This is a genomic window from Streptomyces sp. NPDC034084 (assembly GCF_055575535.1).
This window is the reverse complement of the sequence record NZ_JBVISK010000010.1, coordinates 61001-75213: the sequence shown is the minus strand read 5'-3', so window position 1 is coordinate 75213 and position 14213 is coordinate 61001. Positions and strand designations below refer to the sequence as shown.

Annotated in this window: 17 protein-coding genes and 1 pseudogene; 9 read left to right on the top strand and 9 right to left on the bottom strand. The window is 69.1% G+C overall.

The genetic code is table 11. The features are described 5' to 3' along the window. Nucleotides 1-11 precede the first annotated feature (11 nt). From ACZ51I_RS29470 to ACZ51I_RS29455, 4 genes are all read left to right on the top strand, one after another. Entirely contained in the window at nucleotides 12-1586 is a 1575-nt protein-coding gene (locus tag ACZ51I_RS29470) for a hypothetical protein (RefSeq protein WP_468881846.1), read from the top strand. 182 nt (nucleotides 1587-1768) lie between these two features. Beyond that, a complete protein-coding gene (locus ACZ51I_RS29465) occupies nucleotides 1769-2020 on the top strand; it encodes a hypothetical protein (RefSeq protein WP_468881843.1) in 252 nt (83 codons plus the stop codon). A 481-nt stretch (nucleotides 2021-2501) separates the two neighbouring features. Then, complete coding sequence (locus ACZ51I_RS29460) at nucleotides 2502-3899, top strand: PP2C family protein-serine/threonine phosphatase (RefSeq protein WP_468881840.1); 1398 nt, start codon at nucleotides 2502-2504, stop codon at nucleotides 3897-3899. Beyond that, entirely contained in the window at nucleotides 3896-4264 is a 369-nt protein-coding gene (locus ACZ51I_RS29455) for an STAS domain-containing protein (RefSeq protein WP_468881839.1), read from the top strand. Before ACZ51I_RS29460 ends, ACZ51I_RS29455 begins: the two co-directional genes overlap by 4 nt. A 252-nt stretch (nucleotides 4265-4516) precedes the next feature. On the opposite strand, the gene ACZ51I_RS29450 is transcribed toward ACZ51I_RS29455, so the two are convergent. Together ACZ51I_RS29450 and ACZ51I_RS29445 are read right to left on the bottom strand one after the other, a co-directional pair. Further along, nucleotides 4517-4759: a hypothetical protein gene (locus tag ACZ51I_RS29450; RefSeq protein ID WP_468881837.1), complete on the bottom strand. Its 243-nt coding sequence runs from the start codon at nucleotides 4757-4759 to the stop codon at nucleotides 4517-4519. Nucleotides 4760-4913: 154 nt separating this feature from the next. Further along, a complete protein-coding gene (locus ACZ51I_RS29445) occupies nucleotides 4914-5078 on the bottom strand; it encodes a hypothetical protein (RefSeq protein ID WP_468881835.1) in 165 nt (54 codons plus the stop codon). 83 nt (nucleotides 5079-5161) lie between these two features. On the opposite strand from ACZ51I_RS29445, the gene ACZ51I_RS29440 reads away from it, so the two are divergent. Next, nucleotides 5162-5803 carry a hypothetical protein gene (locus ACZ51I_RS29440; RefSeq protein WP_468881832.1) on the top strand — a complete coding sequence of 214 codons (642 nt, stop codon included), beginning with the start codon at nucleotides 5162-5164 and terminating at the stop codon, nucleotides 5801-5803. On the opposite strand, the gene ACZ51I_RS29435 is transcribed toward ACZ51I_RS29440, so the two are convergent. Continuing rightward, entirely contained in the window at nucleotides 5781-6242 is a 462-nt protein-coding gene (locus ACZ51I_RS29435; RefSeq protein ID WP_468881829.1) for a MarR family winged helix-turn-helix transcriptional regulator, read from the bottom strand. The two genes, ACZ51I_RS29440 and ACZ51I_RS29435, sit on opposite strands and share 23 nt — an antisense overlap. 86 nt (nucleotides 6243-6328) lie before the next feature. Here ACZ51I_RS29435 and ACZ51I_RS29430 point away from each other — a divergent pair, with 86 nt between their 5' ends. After that, nucleotides 6329-7168 carry an SDR family oxidoreductase gene (locus tag ACZ51I_RS29430; protein WP_468881826.1) on the top strand — a complete coding sequence of 280 codons (840 nt, stop codon included), beginning with the start codon at nucleotides 6329-6331 and terminating at the stop codon, nucleotides 7166-7168. Nucleotides 7169-7420: 252 nt separating this feature from the next. Here the strand turns inward: ACZ51I_RS29430 and ACZ51I_RS29425 are convergent, their stop codons facing one another. Further along, nucleotides 7421-7807, bottom strand: a complete 387-nt coding sequence (locus tag ACZ51I_RS29425; RefSeq protein WP_468881823.1) for a hypothetical protein — start codon at nucleotides 7805-7807, stop codon at nucleotides 7421-7423. An 81-nt stretch (nucleotides 7808-7888) separates the two neighbouring features. Beyond that, on the bottom strand, nucleotides 7889-8011 hold the full coding sequence (locus ACZ51I_RS29420; protein ID WP_468881820.1) for a hypothetical protein: 123 nt from the start codon (nucleotides 8009-8011) through the stop codon (nucleotides 7889-7891). 328 nt (nucleotides 8012-8339) lie between these two features. Here ACZ51I_RS29420 and tpg point away from each other — a divergent pair. Further along, nucleotides 8340-8624 (top strand): annotated as a pseudogene (gene tpg, locus ACZ51I_RS29415) (telomere-protecting terminal protein Tpg); the annotation flags it as partial. 139 nt (nucleotides 8625-8763) lie between these two features. Here tpg and ACZ51I_RS29410 read toward each other — a convergent pair. Continuing rightward, nucleotides 8764-8922 (bottom strand): hypothetical protein, encoded by a 159-nt coding sequence (locus tag ACZ51I_RS29410; protein WP_468881817.1) that lies wholly within the window; start codon nucleotides 8920-8922, stop codon nucleotides 8764-8766. Between the two features lie 172 nt (nucleotides 8923-9094). Between ACZ51I_RS29410 and ACZ51I_RS29405 the strand changes: the two genes are divergently transcribed. Further along, on the top strand, nucleotides 9095-9922 hold the full coding sequence (locus ACZ51I_RS29405) for a hypothetical protein (protein ID WP_468881814.1): 828 nt from the start codon (nucleotides 9095-9097) through the stop codon (nucleotides 9920-9922). 507 nt (nucleotides 9923-10429) lie between these two features. On the opposite strand, the gene ACZ51I_RS29400 is transcribed toward ACZ51I_RS29405, so the two are convergent. The 3 genes from ACZ51I_RS29400 to ACZ51I_RS29390 all read right to left on the bottom strand — a co-directional run bounded on the left by ACZ51I_RS29400 (nucleotide 10430) and on the right by ACZ51I_RS29390 (nucleotide 12989). After that, a complete protein-coding gene (locus ACZ51I_RS29400; RefSeq protein WP_468881981.1) occupies nucleotides 10430-10804 on the bottom strand; it encodes a helicase associated domain-containing protein in 375 nt (124 codons plus the stop codon). Nucleotides 10805-10847: 43 nt separating this feature from the next. Then, entirely contained in the window at nucleotides 10848-11240 is a 393-nt protein-coding gene (locus tag ACZ51I_RS29395; protein ID WP_033300540.1) for a hypothetical protein, read from the bottom strand. A gap of 492 nt (nucleotides 11241-11732) precedes the next feature. Further along, on the bottom strand, nucleotides 11733-12989 hold the full coding sequence (locus ACZ51I_RS29390; RefSeq protein WP_468881810.1) for an erythromycin esterase family protein: 1257 nt from the start codon (nucleotides 12987-12989) through the stop codon (nucleotides 11733-11735). Nucleotides 12990-13371: 382 nt separating this feature from the next. On the opposite strand from ACZ51I_RS29390, the gene ACZ51I_RS29385 reads away from it, so the two are divergent. Beyond that, nucleotides 13372-14187: a S1 family peptidase gene (locus ACZ51I_RS29385; protein WP_468881807.1), complete on the top strand. Its 816-nt coding sequence runs from the start codon at nucleotides 13372-13374 to the stop codon at nucleotides 14185-14187. Nucleotides 14188-14213: the final 26 nt, after the last annotated feature.

Here is a 14213-nt window from a genome sequence, read left to right as displayed (position 1 = left end):
GACCCAGCGACATGCTCATCACCATCGGCGTCACGGACGTCACCGGCGCATCCTTGCCGAATGCCCGCATCCGGCTCGTCTTCACGTCCCCGAGCGGTCCCGAACCCGTCACCCTCAACCCGAGGCCGGGGCAGCAGGTGGACGCCTCACTGGCGCTGAACCAACTCGAGATCTACGTGTCGATGGACGGCTTCGCAGACGAGCTGTTCCTCATCTCCGCGATCGGCGCCTCCGGCTGGCTGTCGTCCAACCCGGCCGGCAGCGCGGTGCTGCGCGGCGGGGCGCTCGACATCTCCACCACGATCGGCACCGTACGCCTGGCTCCGACCGTCACTGTGCGGCCGGAAGCGGAGTTGTCGGGAAACCCCCGAGCCGCGCTCGTCGACCATGCCGGCGGGGAGGAGTGGATTTATCGCGGTGCCTTCCACAACGCCGAGACAATGCGCCGCCTCGACGAGCCGATCTTCGGAGACCTCGCCGGGATGGAGTGGAAACGCTTCAACCATTCGCGGGTGCTGGTCGAGCTGGCCAGGCACGGCCGGTTCGTCCTGCTGGAGTTCGGGCCCCATGAACTCTCCAGCGCCCGGCTGCCCCGCTTCCTGATCGGAACGTGGGTGCCGTTCAAACCGTTGGCGGCGACTCCGGAGGTGGTGGTCTTCTACACGCCGCCTACGTTCGTCAACCGGGGCTATCCCGCGGACGCCTACCCGTTCCTCGGCGAGTACCCGTACGGCATCACCAAGGAGAAGGCCGCGAAGGACGTGACGCAGCCCTACGTGGGGCTCGCGGTCAACTATCTGGTGAGCGGGTACAAGATCGTCTACCAGCTGCTGGCCGCCGGCCGGAACCCCATCGTGGTCATGCCCGTCCAGCCGAGTACGAACTGGGGCCCGCTGGATACACAACCGGGCCTCGGCCGCCTCCTCAAGGAGGTCGTGCGCTTCCTCTACGCCAACCAACTCGTCTCCAGCAGGACCGCACCACTGGTGAAGGTACGCATGCCCAACGGACGAACCTCACTGTTCCCCCAGGTGGGCCGGCGCGGAGACGAGCAGGTGCCGCGTTCCTTCACCACCACCGTCTCGGGCTTCAGCGCCGGGATCAACGCCGTGGTGAACCTCTGTACGGGCCGCCGGCTCGACGAGCGCCTCTACCCGCCGGCGTTCTTCCACGCGCCTCCCGAAACCCTGATGAGCTCCTGGCGTGAGCTGTGGGACATCGACGGGGTGGACGATTCGGGATGGGAGCACATGGTGCAGACGTTTCGCCAGTGGTTGTCGGGGAGCACCAAACGCACCCTGCGCGCCTACCACTCGCAGACCACTTACCACCGCACGGACAACGGGCTGGTCCCGCAGGGCCGGGTCACCCGGCTGCCGCGCGTCCCCGTGAAAGGCGTCTACGCGGAGGAGGGTCACACCGCGGACGGGCGGGTGACCTGGGTGCACTTCTCCGACCCGGCCCTGGAGGGAGACGTCAAGGCGCCGGGTCACGAGAAGACCGTCCCCGAGTTCGGGACCCTCGATGCCCACCACTTCGTCCCCGCGATCGCCTTCGGTCACGCCGCGCAGTTCCCACTGCCCTGAACGTGAGGTTTCGAGGCGGCGTGTCGAAGGGCGCTCGATCGTTTCGGTTCCATCAATGGACGGACATGCGGGATGCGGGAACCGGATCTGTGCTCGGTGCTGCTCGAAGGCGTGCTGGCGCTGCCGGAGCAGGGGGAGGAGCCATTCGGGCCGTACCGGAGGACGTAGCCCTGGACGGCACGGTGAGCGGGGCAATCATCGCCAGCTACGCCGCCTACCCGAGCAACCCCCAGCGCGCGGCCCACGCCCTTGCAGCGGCATCGCACACGGCCGCGCTGGACCCGCAGACAGCAGTGGCGCTCGCCGTCTGGCTGGAGGCCACAGCCGCGTTCCAGGAGCGCGCGGAGGAGCTCGGGGACGCCGAGGAAGCGGCCCCGATCGTCGAGCCGGCCACCCGAATCGCCCGCTCCTACCTGCGTGTCCCGGAGCCATAGCGCACCGGCAGACAGGCCGATCTTCACATTCCTGGAAGTCGCTCGGCCGTTCGATCCCGCCTCCGAAACCCCCGCCGCACACGGCGGCCGCCCCCGTGCGATCACACGGTGGGTCTGCCTAGCCTGTGAGCACGTCCAGGGGGCCTGGAGGGCTCCCAGTCGACCTCCGGGTGTGCGGGGGACCGCGTCGATGGAGGTTCGCGCTCAGGTCGACCACCAGGCTGCGGTCGACGAACCGCCGGGCCACGACGGCCGTCACGGTTCGCCTGTTTGTGATCACTGCGCTCAGTTGCGGCTGTTTCCGCGAAGCTCGTCGTCGGGTCAGGTGCGCTGAGGCATTTCGGTACAGTGCTGGGGTGCTGACTGTCTGGTCGGTGCCTTCCTGGGGGGGATGAGCGAGACGAGGGTTATGCCGGAGCAAGCGAGTCCGCCTGCGATAACACCGAAGGAACCTCTGGCCGCGTCGGTCGAGGCGGCACGGATGGCGGCGGTGCGCCGTTATGACATTCTCGACACCCCTCCGGACGGCGCCTACGACCGGGTCGCGGCGCTGGCGGCGCGTCTGTTCGAGGTGCCGGTGGCGACGGTGACGATCGTGGACGAGGACCGGATCTGGTTCAAGGCCACGCACGGGCTGGAGGGTGTCACCGAGATCGGCCGCGATCCGGGTCTGTGCGCCTCGGCGGTCCTGACCGATGACACCACCGTCATCCCCGACACCCTGCTCGATCCGGTCGCCTGCTCCAATCCGCTGGTCGCCGGCCCGATGGGGGTGCGGTTCTACGCCGCCGCTCCGATCATCACCGCCGACGGGTACCGGCTCGGCACGGTCAACGTCCTCGATACCCGCCCCCGTGAGATCAGCGAGGCGGATTCGGCCACGCTCGCGGACCTGGCGGCAATGGTGCGTGACCAGCTGGAGCTGCGGCTGTCGGCTCTGCGCGCGGTGCGCGCCGAGCAGGAGCGCCGCAAGGTCGAGCAGGAGAAGCGCCAGGCGGAGGAAGAGGCCCGGCGGCGCGCGGAGCGGGACAAGGCGGCCATCGCCGCGTTCGCCTCCACCCTGCAGCGCACCCTGGTGCCTCCCGTCCTGCCCGCGGTACCCGGGCTGGAGCTGGCCTGCCACTACAAGACCGCCTCCCCGCAGGAAGTGGGCGGCGACTTCTACGATGTCTTCCCCATCGGCGCAGGCCGGTGGGCGTTCTTCCTGGGCGATGTGTGCGGCAAGGGCGCCGAAGCCGCCTCGGTCACCTCACTGACCCGCTACACGCTGCGGGCCGCGGCCCTCGTCGACGCGGACCCGACGGCCGCGCTGAATGCCCTGAACACGGCGCTGCTGCTGGACGCGGCGGTGGGTACCCGCTTCTGCACCGCCGTCTTCGGCCTGCTCGATCCCGCCCGGGACGGCGGTTTCACCGTCACACTGGCCACCGGCGGCCACCCGCCCGCCTACCACCTCAGCCCCGCCGAGGGCGGCGGCGTGCAGGTTGAGGCGGTCCGGGCCAAGGGCGGCATGCTGGTCGGCGCCATCGCCGAAGCCACCTTCGCCTCACGCACCCTGCACCTGGCACCCGGCCAGGGCCTGCTGCTGTACACCGACGGTCTGACCGAGGCCCGCACCGCCGACGGCCACATGCTCGACGACACGGGCCTGACCGACTTCCTCGCCCGGCAGCCGACGCCGGTCAGTGCCGGACGCCTGATCGACGACACCGTCGCGCTCCTGGACACCCTCCCCGACACCGAACGCGACGACGTGGCCCTGCTGGCCCTGTCCGTCCCCACCCCCGATGCCGCTCCCGCGGGCATCACCACCACCGCTCACAGCGCCGCCGCCCCGATCGCCGACGCCTCCGTCGGGCAGGAGAACCGACGCCCATGACCGACGCACTCCACATCGACGTCCCGCACACCGACGGCACCCTGGCCGTGATCGCACTGTCCGGTGAATTCGACATCACCACCGCACCCGCCGTGCGAACCCGCGCCCTGGACCTCATCTCCGACGGCCACCCCGACCTGGTCGCCGACCTCTCAGGCGTCACCTTCTGCGACTCCTCAGGGCTGGGAGCCCTCGTCGGCATCTGGCGCTGCGCCAAGGAAGCCGACGGCTCTCTGACCCTGGCGGCCATCCCCGACCGGCTGGGCCGCCTGCTCAGCGTCACCGGAATGGACACCTTCCTGCCCACCTATCCCAGCGCCGACGCCGCGCTTGCCGCACGCCAAGGCAACCGCACCACCGCCTGAAGCCTCTCGCTCGCCGGGGCGGCACCAACAGCTGGCCAGCACTGCACGGACCGGCCTGTCCTTCCGCAGGGCACGGGGCATGACCAAGCGCGCGCCGCGACCAACTTACTGGTCGCGACGCGCGCTCATCCGCTCCGCCAGGCGCTACCCGTCGGGCCGCGGCGTACAGCACACCGGATGCTGCCTTTCCCCGCCGGGTCAGTGGGACTCGTCGTAGGGGTCGCGGCTGCCGGACTGGCCAGCCGCGGCTGATCACGTAGTCAGGATCACGATGTACAGCCATGCCTTGTCGGCGCGGAAGTAGTCGGCGTGCCCGTCTTCGGTGCCCACGACCATGGAAGCGATCAGGACAGCGACCACGGAGGCGAGGTAGATGAAGAATTCGGTCGTCTTCAGAAGCCGACTTCGTCTCGGTCGACAGACGACGGGGACGGTGCGCGACAGAGCCGGTGCCAGCAGGTCGTTCGGGTTGCCGGCCGGGGTTCCGATGTTCATGGCGATACATCCATCCAGTACGTGCGAAGCACCTCATGCACGCGGAAGCGCCGCGTCAAGATCAACGCTCCCAGCCCCCCACTACCCCATGTCTGCTACGTAAACGGCTGATAAAGCTTGCCGAATACAGCAAACGTCTGGGGCATCGCCTCGCCTACCGGTGCCGTGCGTCCTCCAAGCGCAGACACACCTCTTCTTCTCGCCGCAGGCGTCGACGCTCGGCCTCCTCAGCCGTCTGTGCCCGCTGCTGCTCCTCCAGTTCCTGGCGGCGCCGCTTGGCGGCCTCCTCCTGCTTCGACTGGGTCGTGTGGCAGGTCACTGTCGACGACCTGGAAAACCGCCTCGTGTCCTCATGGGAACATCCCGACCAGCGGCCGGACGGCTGAACGCACCGGGCGGCCGATGACCGAGCTCGCCGCCTCGCTCGGCTGCGTCTACGAGGACTGCTGCGACGACGACACCTACGGCAGCGACGATGACCCGTACTACGCCTGGTGGATCCGCGTACCCCAGGCCGAGCACAACCGGCGCGGCAAGGACGGCATCCTGGTCATCCACACGCTGCGCCAGTACCTGGCCACGCTCCTACCCGACCAACTGCCCTGGCACCTCTCTCCCGACCGGGAGCGAACCGTCGATCACGCCGCCAACATGGCCATGCGGACTGCCTACGCCGATGTGATCAACCCCTTCGAGCAGGCGCTGATGCCGCTGCGCGTCGACGGGGCCGCCGAGCTTGATCCGCAGGCGAAGGTCTGGGGGTGGGAGGAGCACCTGTGGGTCGGCACGTTCGACCTGTGGCTGTGCAACCACCCGGACCGCCCGCATACCTGGATGGTGGTCAGCGTCGGCCTTTGGACCGAGCCGCAGCTGTTCGATGACGTTCCCGCAGCCCGTGTCGGTCACTTCGACTTCACCCCGCACCAGCCTCTGCTGTTCCTGCCGCGCCCGCCGGGGCTCGCTACCGGCAGCGGCCGTAGGCGTTCCCAGGCCGATTCCGCTGGTGACCTGGATCAGCGGGTCAGGTGTCTTTGTGGGCCTTGAGTTTGCGCCATACCGCGCTGAGGGCTTGGAGGTCCTGCTGGTCGAGGACGTCCGTGAAGACGGGGCCCAGGCAGGCGCGCCGCGTTGCGTCGGCTTCGTCGAAGAGGTGGCGGCCCTCCGGGGTGAGGGTGACCTCGACGGACCGGGCGTCCTTGACGGACGGCGTACGGGTAACCACGCCACGTGCCTGAAGCGTGTCCAGGACACGGGAAACCTGGCTGCGGCTGAGCATTGTGCTGTTGCCGAGGACGGACGCAGGGACCGGCTCGGGGCTGTGGGCGAGCCAGAGCAGCACCTCGAACCAGGAGACGGGCAGGTCATGGGCCTTGACCAGGGCGCGGTCCACGCGTTCGGTGAGCACGGTGCCTGCCCATACCAGGCCGTAGAAGGCGTAGTCCGCTTCGGGCATCTCCACCGGGGTGAGCTTCCTCGTCGCCATGCGGGAATCATAGCCGCTTGCGTGTATGCACACACAATGCTGTAGTGTGTGTACACGCACTTAATTTCGAATAGCTGGAGCCCCTCATGTCATCCAAGGTTGTTCTGATCACCGGCACGTCCTCCGGCATCGGCCTCGCCGCTGCCGTCGCCGCCGCCGAGGCCGGTTGGCGCACGATCGCCACCCTGCGCAACCCCGGCCGTGCCGACGCTCTGCGCAAGGCCGCTGCCGAAGCCGGGGTCGAACTCGACATCCGGCAACTCGACGTCACCGACGAGACCTCCGTTGCCACGGCGATCGAGGGTGTGACGGCCGACTACGGCCGGCTCGACGCCGTGATCAACAATGCGGGAGCTGGACACCTCGGCACGCTCGAGAACGAATCGGTCGCGGACGTCCGTCAGGTGATGGAGGTCAACTTCTTCGGTGTCCTCAACGTCTCCAAGGCCGCCTTTCCCCACCTGCGCGCCACCGGCGGCCGGCTGATCACCGTTAGCAGTGTCGGCGGCGTTGTCGGCCAGCCTTTCAACGAGGCCTACTGCGCGGCGAAGTTCGCCGTCGAGGGCTACATGGAGAGCCTGGCACCGGTGGCTGCCTCCGTCGGTGTGACCGTGTCCGTGGTCGAACCCGGGGGTGTGGCCACCGAGTTTGTCAGCAACATCGGTCTCGACCTGGAGGCCGAGATCGCCACCGCCGGCGTGTATGCCCCGGCCCTCCGGACGTACATCCACGGCGCCGTCCCCCGCCTTTCCACCGGTGCGCAGACCGCGGCCGAGGCCGCCGAGTCCGTGGTGGAGGCGCTCACCGCCGACCGCCCCGCCTTCCGTATCCAGACGTCCCAGTGGGCCCGTGACTTCACCGGCACCAAGCTCGCCGACCGCGACGGCTCGGCCGTCCTCTCCCTGACCGGCGGCTGGATCGCCTGACCTTCTTTCACGTAGGGCCTGACCTCCTTTCGGCGGGCTGCGGAGTGCCTCGGACCAGTTCCGGAGGCTGGCGTGTCCGGGCAGCGGGAAGACGGCGATCTCCCCGAGTTCGGCCCAGACGGTGCGCCGGGCCAGCCCGCAGGGGCCCCAGCGCTGCGAGGACAGGACGAGATCGACGCGGTGCGGGCCGACCGCGAGGCTCCCGCTCCTTTACAAGCGCGACCCGTGGTGCTGGTCGCCCGAGCTCGGCTTTCACCGCTCGCGCACCCCCAACGTCCCGCACCGCCTGGCGCGCATCACCGGCAGGAAGTTCGTCAGCAACAAGGGCATGCAGACGTGGCAGGCCTTCCGGCTCGGTACGGGCCGGGGCTTCAGCAGCGAGCCGTGCGACGACGGCCACTGGACCGAACAGCCTGGAGGGTCTTCGAAGCCGTCGACTACCGGTGGAGCGGAGACCTGGAGCCGGTCGCCCGGCTCGGTCAGCTGGTCGGCCGCCACGTCGACAGCGGCGGCCAGGACCGCATCGCCGCCGCCGACGCGCTCCTCACCGGATGGTTCCGAGACGCAGTCCTCGAGTTCCTGCCCCACCCCGGCCTCGGCGACTGGAACGACGTCCTGCTGCGCGCCTGCAACGGCCAAGGCGAGCAGGACCGCGACTGGGTCCAGCAGCAGATCCCACCCGAGCCACCGCCGGCACCGGCGTTGCGAAGAACCGCGCGTCTACGTCTGGGAGTACCTGACCCGCACCTCCCACCACAACGGCGGCATGCGCTCGATCAGCGCCACCTTCCGCATGACCCAACCCATCGACGCCGAGGCGATGGAGTGGATGACCGCGACCATGCGCCACGCACTGCGCTGGGCAGCTCCGACCGGGGGCCCGTCCTGTGCGCACACCGGTCGGGGAGTACGTGCACCTGTCCGCCGGTTCGGCTTCCCGAACCCGTCCGGTGCAGCCGACGCCGGGTGCGGTGCGTATCCATGCCTGCCGCCTACCCGGGTCACGCCCATCGACTCGGCGTGACCCGCAGCCATTGCTCACGCACGTCTCCCGCGCAGGCGGCTCAGGGGGGCATAGGACGATCAGGACGCCTGTCCAGACGGCGAACGCGGCTGCCGGCAGGCCGGCGACGCGTCGGCACAGTCGGCCGTACCGCTGCGTGGGTGGGCCGCGGCCACCTCAGCCGGGCTCATCATCGACGTTCGCGCCCGCTTCGGTTTCACCGCCGCCCCGGGAACGACCGACGACGCCCGCATGCGCCACCTCACCCTCGCCCTTCCGCCCCACCACGCCGCCCGCCTTCTCGACGCCCAGGACGCCGGCGTCACCGACCGCGACCTCCAGCGGGCCACTGCCGACGCACTCGGAGAGGTCTACTTCCGCGACGGCGGCCACCGCGCCCACGACCTCCTCGTGGAGCTCACCGACATCGAACAGATCCAGTTCGAGTTGTAGCCGCGCCCTCACACGCTCCTGACCAGGCACGCGAAAACGAAGTGGCTCCAATTGGAGCCACTTCGTTCGATTTCCTCGAGGCCTCGGCCCGGACACCGGCGGAGCCCCGGGGCAGGTGCGCCCCGGGGCTCCGCCGGTCTCAGAGCCGGCTCGTGCCGTCTCCGCCGTCACCGCCCTTGCGGTGGCGGCGGACCGCCCAGACCACGAGGGCGGTGACCGCCGCCGTGATCAGGGCGGAGGGAAGTTCGCTCAGCAGTCCCTGCGCGATCAGGTCGAGCACCGTAGCCGTGTCGAGCATGCCGTTCTCCCAGGTGAGTTCCGATCGGACCCCTCCAGGCTCAAGCCGCGAAAAGCCGCCCTGACGGTTCCCGACGACAGCGCACAACTCGGGACGCGAGCCCACGTGTTAGGACGCTGTACCGTCCCCGTAGGACAGATCTGGACACCATCGGACAGCCACCGGAGAGCACGTGCCCAAGCTGACACCGCCATCACTGCCGCCGGGCCCCCGGCAGACCCTCAGCGAGGAACTTCACCGGCTGCACCGCCGCGCCGGATGGCCCTCCGTCCGAGACCTCGCCCGCGCACTCGGCAACGGCGTGGCAAGCTCCAGCCGCATCCACGACGCCTTCACCAAGCCGCGACTTCCGGCCTGGGGCCTGGTGGAAGCCCTCGTCACCGCACTGTCTGAGCGGATTCCGCGAGCCGACCCCGACGCAGAGTCCGAGCGCTTCCACGCTCTGTGGGAGACCGCCGCCGAGGCCATGGACGCGTCCGCTGCCCCTGCCGATCACGATGTCCAACCGCCGCCCCTGGTCCTCCCTCCTCCGGCTGTGCCTCCCGTGAGAAATAATCGATTTATCATGGGAACCAGTCTTAAAGGCAAGGAGCACTATATGTCGAAAGAAAGACGCGAAAAGCTCTTTCGTGTAGCCGCTTACCTGAAGGGAGTAGAAAGGAGTGGAGAACCCGAAGTACCCCTAAGTGAGATTCTTAAGGATATGATTTACCTGCTCCAGGACTTTGGGGGCGAGATAGGGGCGAAGATCCGTTATGCGAGGCGAGATGTCGAGAGGCTCAGAAATTCTGCAGACAGTGTTCATAAGGAAAGGATCCTGTCCGCAAGATTTGAGGAGTTGGACGAGATGGAGGCGGAACTAACGCGGATGCTGCGGGACTCTCTTAAAGTTAAGGGAGTGGCCGATTACGAGGAAATGCGCCGCGCGCTAGGCTTGAAGGATGAAATTTTTTCTTCGAAAATTGTTGCGCTGACCCAACCCTTGAACATTCCGACTTAAGAAAGAATCGCTCTGGATTTCAGCTTTCGGTCGACACCCAAGACTTGCGTTCCATTTCCGAAGAAAGCAGTGGGGCCCGCCGTGAACGACAGGCCCATACGTGCATATGGCTAGCGCTTTCCCGCGTCCTTCTCGGCGTGCAGGGCGTCGAGCTGTGCCGTGAGGGTGGCTGGGTCCACCAGGCCCTCCGCGTAGGCCTCGATGAGCACGCCTACGGCGTGAGACAGGGAGATCTGGTCGACGGCCGCGCGGCGCTTGCCGTTCTCCCAGACCGACCCCCCTCCCCGCGGCCCCCCGGCCCCGGGCGGGCCCCCACCGCCTCCAGGGCGACCGTGGAAGTGCCGGCCGCGCGGCTCCGTTCGGCACGGCTGCGCTCGCGCGTCTCGGCCGCGCTAGCGTCCGCGCGCCGTACCAGCCACTCGGCCACGGACTCCCGGTCCCCCCACTCGGATGCCTCACTGCGATGTGTCGGCTTCATGGCGGTGAGGTCATGGCAGTGACGGTTGGTCAGGAGCTGCATATTCTTGCAGGTCCTGACCTATGGCGATGGTTGGTCGCTGAGACGAGGCGGTGCCTTGTGCTCTGGTGGCTGACATGCCGCGGTACATCCCCAGGCGGCTCACTGTCATGCAGGCGGCACATCGCAGTTAGCGCTTTCATCGCGGCGCACTCAGGCGCGCCCTTGTCGGCATCGGTTCGGGCGTGCTGGCGTTGTCGGTGTAGCCACCGCCCCAGCTCGAACCCGTCGTGGACGGTGCTGATCGCGGTGGCGAGGGTGCCGTGTGTGGAGTGATAGGAACGTGCGTAGCCGAGTCCGACGGCGAATTCGGCCTCGCGTTCGGCGGGCCGTGCGGCCGCGCTGCGGGCCCGGTCCGCGGCCAGCCCGGGCGCTTCAGGGGCGCGGTCATCCCAGCAGGTTGCGCGGTCAGCGACGCCGGCCGCCGCCGATGCGGCGGTCGTCGGCCAGTGCGGTCAGCGGGCCGAACTCGCAGGCAAGCTGGTTCCACGTTAGAACCTCGCCACAGCGGGCCGGGAACTCCTTAGGGTTGAACTCGGGCATGGTCCAGGTGCCAGTGCCCCGGTCCCGCAGCCACAGGTCCCCGTCACCGTCGACCACAGTCGGCGGGACCGGTACGGGCTCGGCCTGATCGGTGGGCTCCCAGGTGACCCGGCCCGGGTGGGAAACGCGGCGCAGCTCGGTGGTGGCCAGCCGTGCGGCCAAGTCACGGGTGGACTCTTCGGCGTCCTTGACCGACGCGAGTCGGAATGCGTCGTCAAGTACGGGCAGGGCTGGATTCTTGCTGCGCTTTGAACTCATATGCTGACTACCTCCGGTGGGGGGCGTCACATCCGTTATGGCACCCCGTAGAGGAACACGGTAGCCGAGGCGGGAGCCGGGCCGGCTACGACCACAGTCCAGGTGGAGGCGGTGGCACACCGGGCGGTGGGGCTAGGTTCTGTCGTCAAATGTCACGCCCACATCACGAGTGCGGCGAGGATGACGGCTGCTTCGTAGGACCGGCCGGTCTCGTCGTAGCAGGTCGGTCGGCGGGGTGGGGCGGTCGGTGGTGCCCACCCGCACCTTACCCGGCTGCCAGGCGTTGAGCGCGACGCGCACTCCGCCCTCGTACAGGTTGCGCTTCATGCCGCGCAGCGGGCCGTTGGCGTCGGCGCCTGACGGGCCTGTGCGCGGGGCACGGGGCCGACTGGTCGCGGCCTCGTCAACGAACGGCCGCGACGGGGCGGTCCCGCGGTCCCGCGGCCCCGCCCTTCGGTCCGTCGCGGAGGGCGTGACGGCCGCACCCTCGGGTCAGAGCCGGTCGGCCGCCCGGACCCGGTGGAGGTGGATGAGGGCGTCGTAGGCCCGGCCGAGGGAAAGGACGGGCAAGGGGTCGGGGGTGAAGGTCGAGCCGGCGTCGTAGACCGGCCGGGCGCGGTCGAGCCAGGCGCGGGCCGGCGCGGGCGCGGTCCTCAGGTCGAGGTAGAAGTCGCGGTAGCCGACCCTGTCCAGGACGTGCTCGTTCATGCCCGGACGCGCCGCCGGGACGGTGACCGGTTTCCAGTCCCCGTCGAGTGAGGCTTCCTTGGTGAGGAAGGAGCCGCCCGCGAAGCTGAAGCCGATCGCGACGTAGCCGCCGCCCAGCCGGTCGCGCAGCACGGCGCCCTGGGTCCTGGGGTACATGTCGGGATGGCTGGAGAGGTACCCGACGTGGCCGTTGTGGGCCGACAGCAGCATCCTGTGGCCGGTGTGGCGCTGCCACCACAGCACGTTGTCGGCCATGGCCCGGTCGCGCAGGCCCTCGGCGGTGGTGACCGAGGCCGGGTCGGCGAGGTCGACGGTGGCGAACGCGAAGGTCTGCGCGATGTTCCGGGCGTGCTGCACCGTCCACCCGTAGTCGTCGCCGGCCGTCTGGAGCTTCGCGACCAGGTCGAGTGCCTCCTGGGCGCGCGTGGCGTTCTCCTTGCGTTCCGCGACCGGTTTGCGCAGGTAGCCGAAGACGTCGTCGAAGGGGCGCAGCCCGGCGTAGAGCTCGGTGAGCCGGGGGAGCGCCTCGGGCCGTGTCCTGCCGACGGACGACAGCACACGTTGGAAGATGTGGTCGCCGAGTCCGGGCGCACCGAGGTCGTCTCCCATGAAGTGGACCCGGTGGTCCGGGTGGCGACGATTGTGCTCGCGCATCCAGGCGATCAGGCTGACGAACTCCGCACGCTCCCAAGGTGATCCGGCCAGAGTCTCCTTCGCGATCGTCCGCGGGTCACCGGGACCGCCCTGGAGGTACTCGTCGATCCTGAGCCCCGCCGACCAGCTCATCTCCAGGGCGAAGGTGGTGAAGCCGCGCTGCTCGACGAGGTGTCGGAAGACGCGTTCCTTCATGGCGAAGAACTCGTGCGAGCCGTGCGTGGCCTCGCCGAGACCCACCACTCTCGCGTCGCCGACCATGGCGCTCAGCGCCCGGAGGTCCGCCGTCCGGCCGCCGGGCTCGGTGGAACACAGTGGGTGAGCGGACCGCTCCAGGGACCGTATGACGGCCGTTTCCCGGTTCGCCGCGCCGGAGCCGGCGGACACGCCCGATGCGGTCGACCCGCCCGATGCACCCCACGCGGTAGACACTGTCGACGCGGTCGAGGCCGCTCGCGCGGCCGGTGGCGTGGCAAGGGCGGCCGGCGTCGTGGCGAGAAGCACGCCCATGAGGGAGACCCCCGCTCGCCGGCCGATCGACCTTCTGTTTCCGTGCATGCTGACCGCTCCTTGCGCTGGGGGCCTCCGGGCCGTTCGAGTGCGTCCAAGTGATCTTGGCGTCCCGTGGCACGGACCGCGCTGGGGTCCCCCACCGACTTCCTCCGGGGGACACCCCCACCGCACCCGGCCCGCTACCGGGATGGTCCGGTGGATAGCGATCACGCAGGGTGGACGGACACACTCCGATCCACGAGGGAAGGAACGCCCTGTGTCCAGCCTGAAGTCGGTGGGCCGCCGCGCGGCGCGCGTCACTGCCGTTGGCGCTCTCGCTGTCGCGACTTGCGCCACCCTGATCACCGGCAGTGCGGGAGCCATCGTCAACGGGACCGAGGCCGCGGAGCGCTACCCGTTCATGGCGTCGGTCCCGGAGTCGGCCCCGGAGCACGGGATGCACGACGGTTCCTGCGGTGCGTCGCTGATCGATCCGCAGTGGGTGGTGACGGCGGCCCACTGTGTGCGGGGCGACGGTCTGGTGCTGGACGGCATCGTCCGGATCGGCAGTGTGGAGCGGAAGTCCGGTGGAACGGTCCGGGGCATCGAGCGGACCGTCGTTCACCCCGGCTTCGTGAGCGGTCAGGGGAAGGCCGCCAACAGGAACGACATCGCGCTGGTCCGCCTCGACCGCCCGGTCGACGAGAAGCCGGTCCCTATCGCGGAGCAGGCCGGACGGCCCGGTACCCTGACCCGGCTCCTGGGATTCGGCACCACCCTCGACACCGAGCTGAGGTTCGCGGAGCGGTTGCAGCAACTTGAGGCCCGTACGGGTGCCGACGGTGAGTGCGCTCCTGGCTACGCGGACCGGACCCGGTTGTGCACGATCAGCCAGGTGCCCCAGGCCATGGCGTGCTTCGGGGACTCCGGCGGGCCGCAGCTCCAGAGGGGCCGGCACGGGCGATGGGAGCTCGTCGGAGCCACGTCGGGTCCTGGCGTCCCGGGGGTCGCCTGCTCGGCCGGGCCGGGCCTCACCACCAACGTGTCCGCCTACGCGGACTGGATCCGGAAGACCCTCAGTCACGACGCCTGACCCCTACGGCCGTCGAACGGAGGCAT

Excerpts from the sequence above, each read along its gene's own strand:
- ACZ51I_RS29450 (WP_468881837.1), bottom strand. The coding sequence starts at position 4,759 with ATGAACATCGGAACCCCGGCCGGCAACCCGAACGACCTGCTGGCACCG.
- ACZ51I_RS29470 (WP_468881846.1), top strand. The coding sequence starts at position 12 with ATGCTCATCACCATCGGCGTCACGGACGTCACCGGCGCATCCTTGCCG.
- ACZ51I_RS29435 (WP_468881829.1), bottom strand. The coding sequence starts at position 6,242 with ATGGCGACGAGGAAGCTCACCCCGGTGGAGATGCCCGAAGCGGACTAC.
- ACZ51I_RS29455 (WP_468881839.1), top strand. The coding sequence starts at position 3,896 with ATGACCGACGCACTCCACATCGACGTCCCGCACACCGACGGCACCCTG.
- ACZ51I_RS29420 (WP_468881820.1), bottom strand. The coding sequence starts at position 8,011 with ATGGTCGCGGTCATCCACTCCATCGCCTCGGCGTCGATGGGTTGGGTC.
- ACZ51I_RS29430 (WP_468881826.1), top strand. The coding sequence starts at position 6,329 with ATGTCATCCAAGGTTGTTCTGATCACCGGCACGTCCTCCGGCATCGGC.
- ACZ51I_RS29410 (WP_468881817.1), bottom strand. The coding sequence starts at position 8,922 with ATGCTCGACACGGCTACGGTGCTCGACCTGATCGCGCAGGGACTGCTG.
- ACZ51I_RS29395 (WP_033300540.1), bottom strand. The coding sequence starts at position 11,240 with ATGAGTTCAAAGCGCAGCAAGAATCCAGCCCTGCCCGTACTTGACGAC.
- ACZ51I_RS29440 (WP_468881832.1), top strand. The coding sequence starts at position 5,162 with ATGACCGAGCTCGCCGCCTCGCTCGGCTGCGTCTACGAGGACTGCTGC.
- ACZ51I_RS29460 (WP_468881840.1), top strand. The coding sequence starts at position 2,502 with ATGGCGGCGGTGCGCCGTTATGACATTCTCGACACCCCTCCGGACGGC.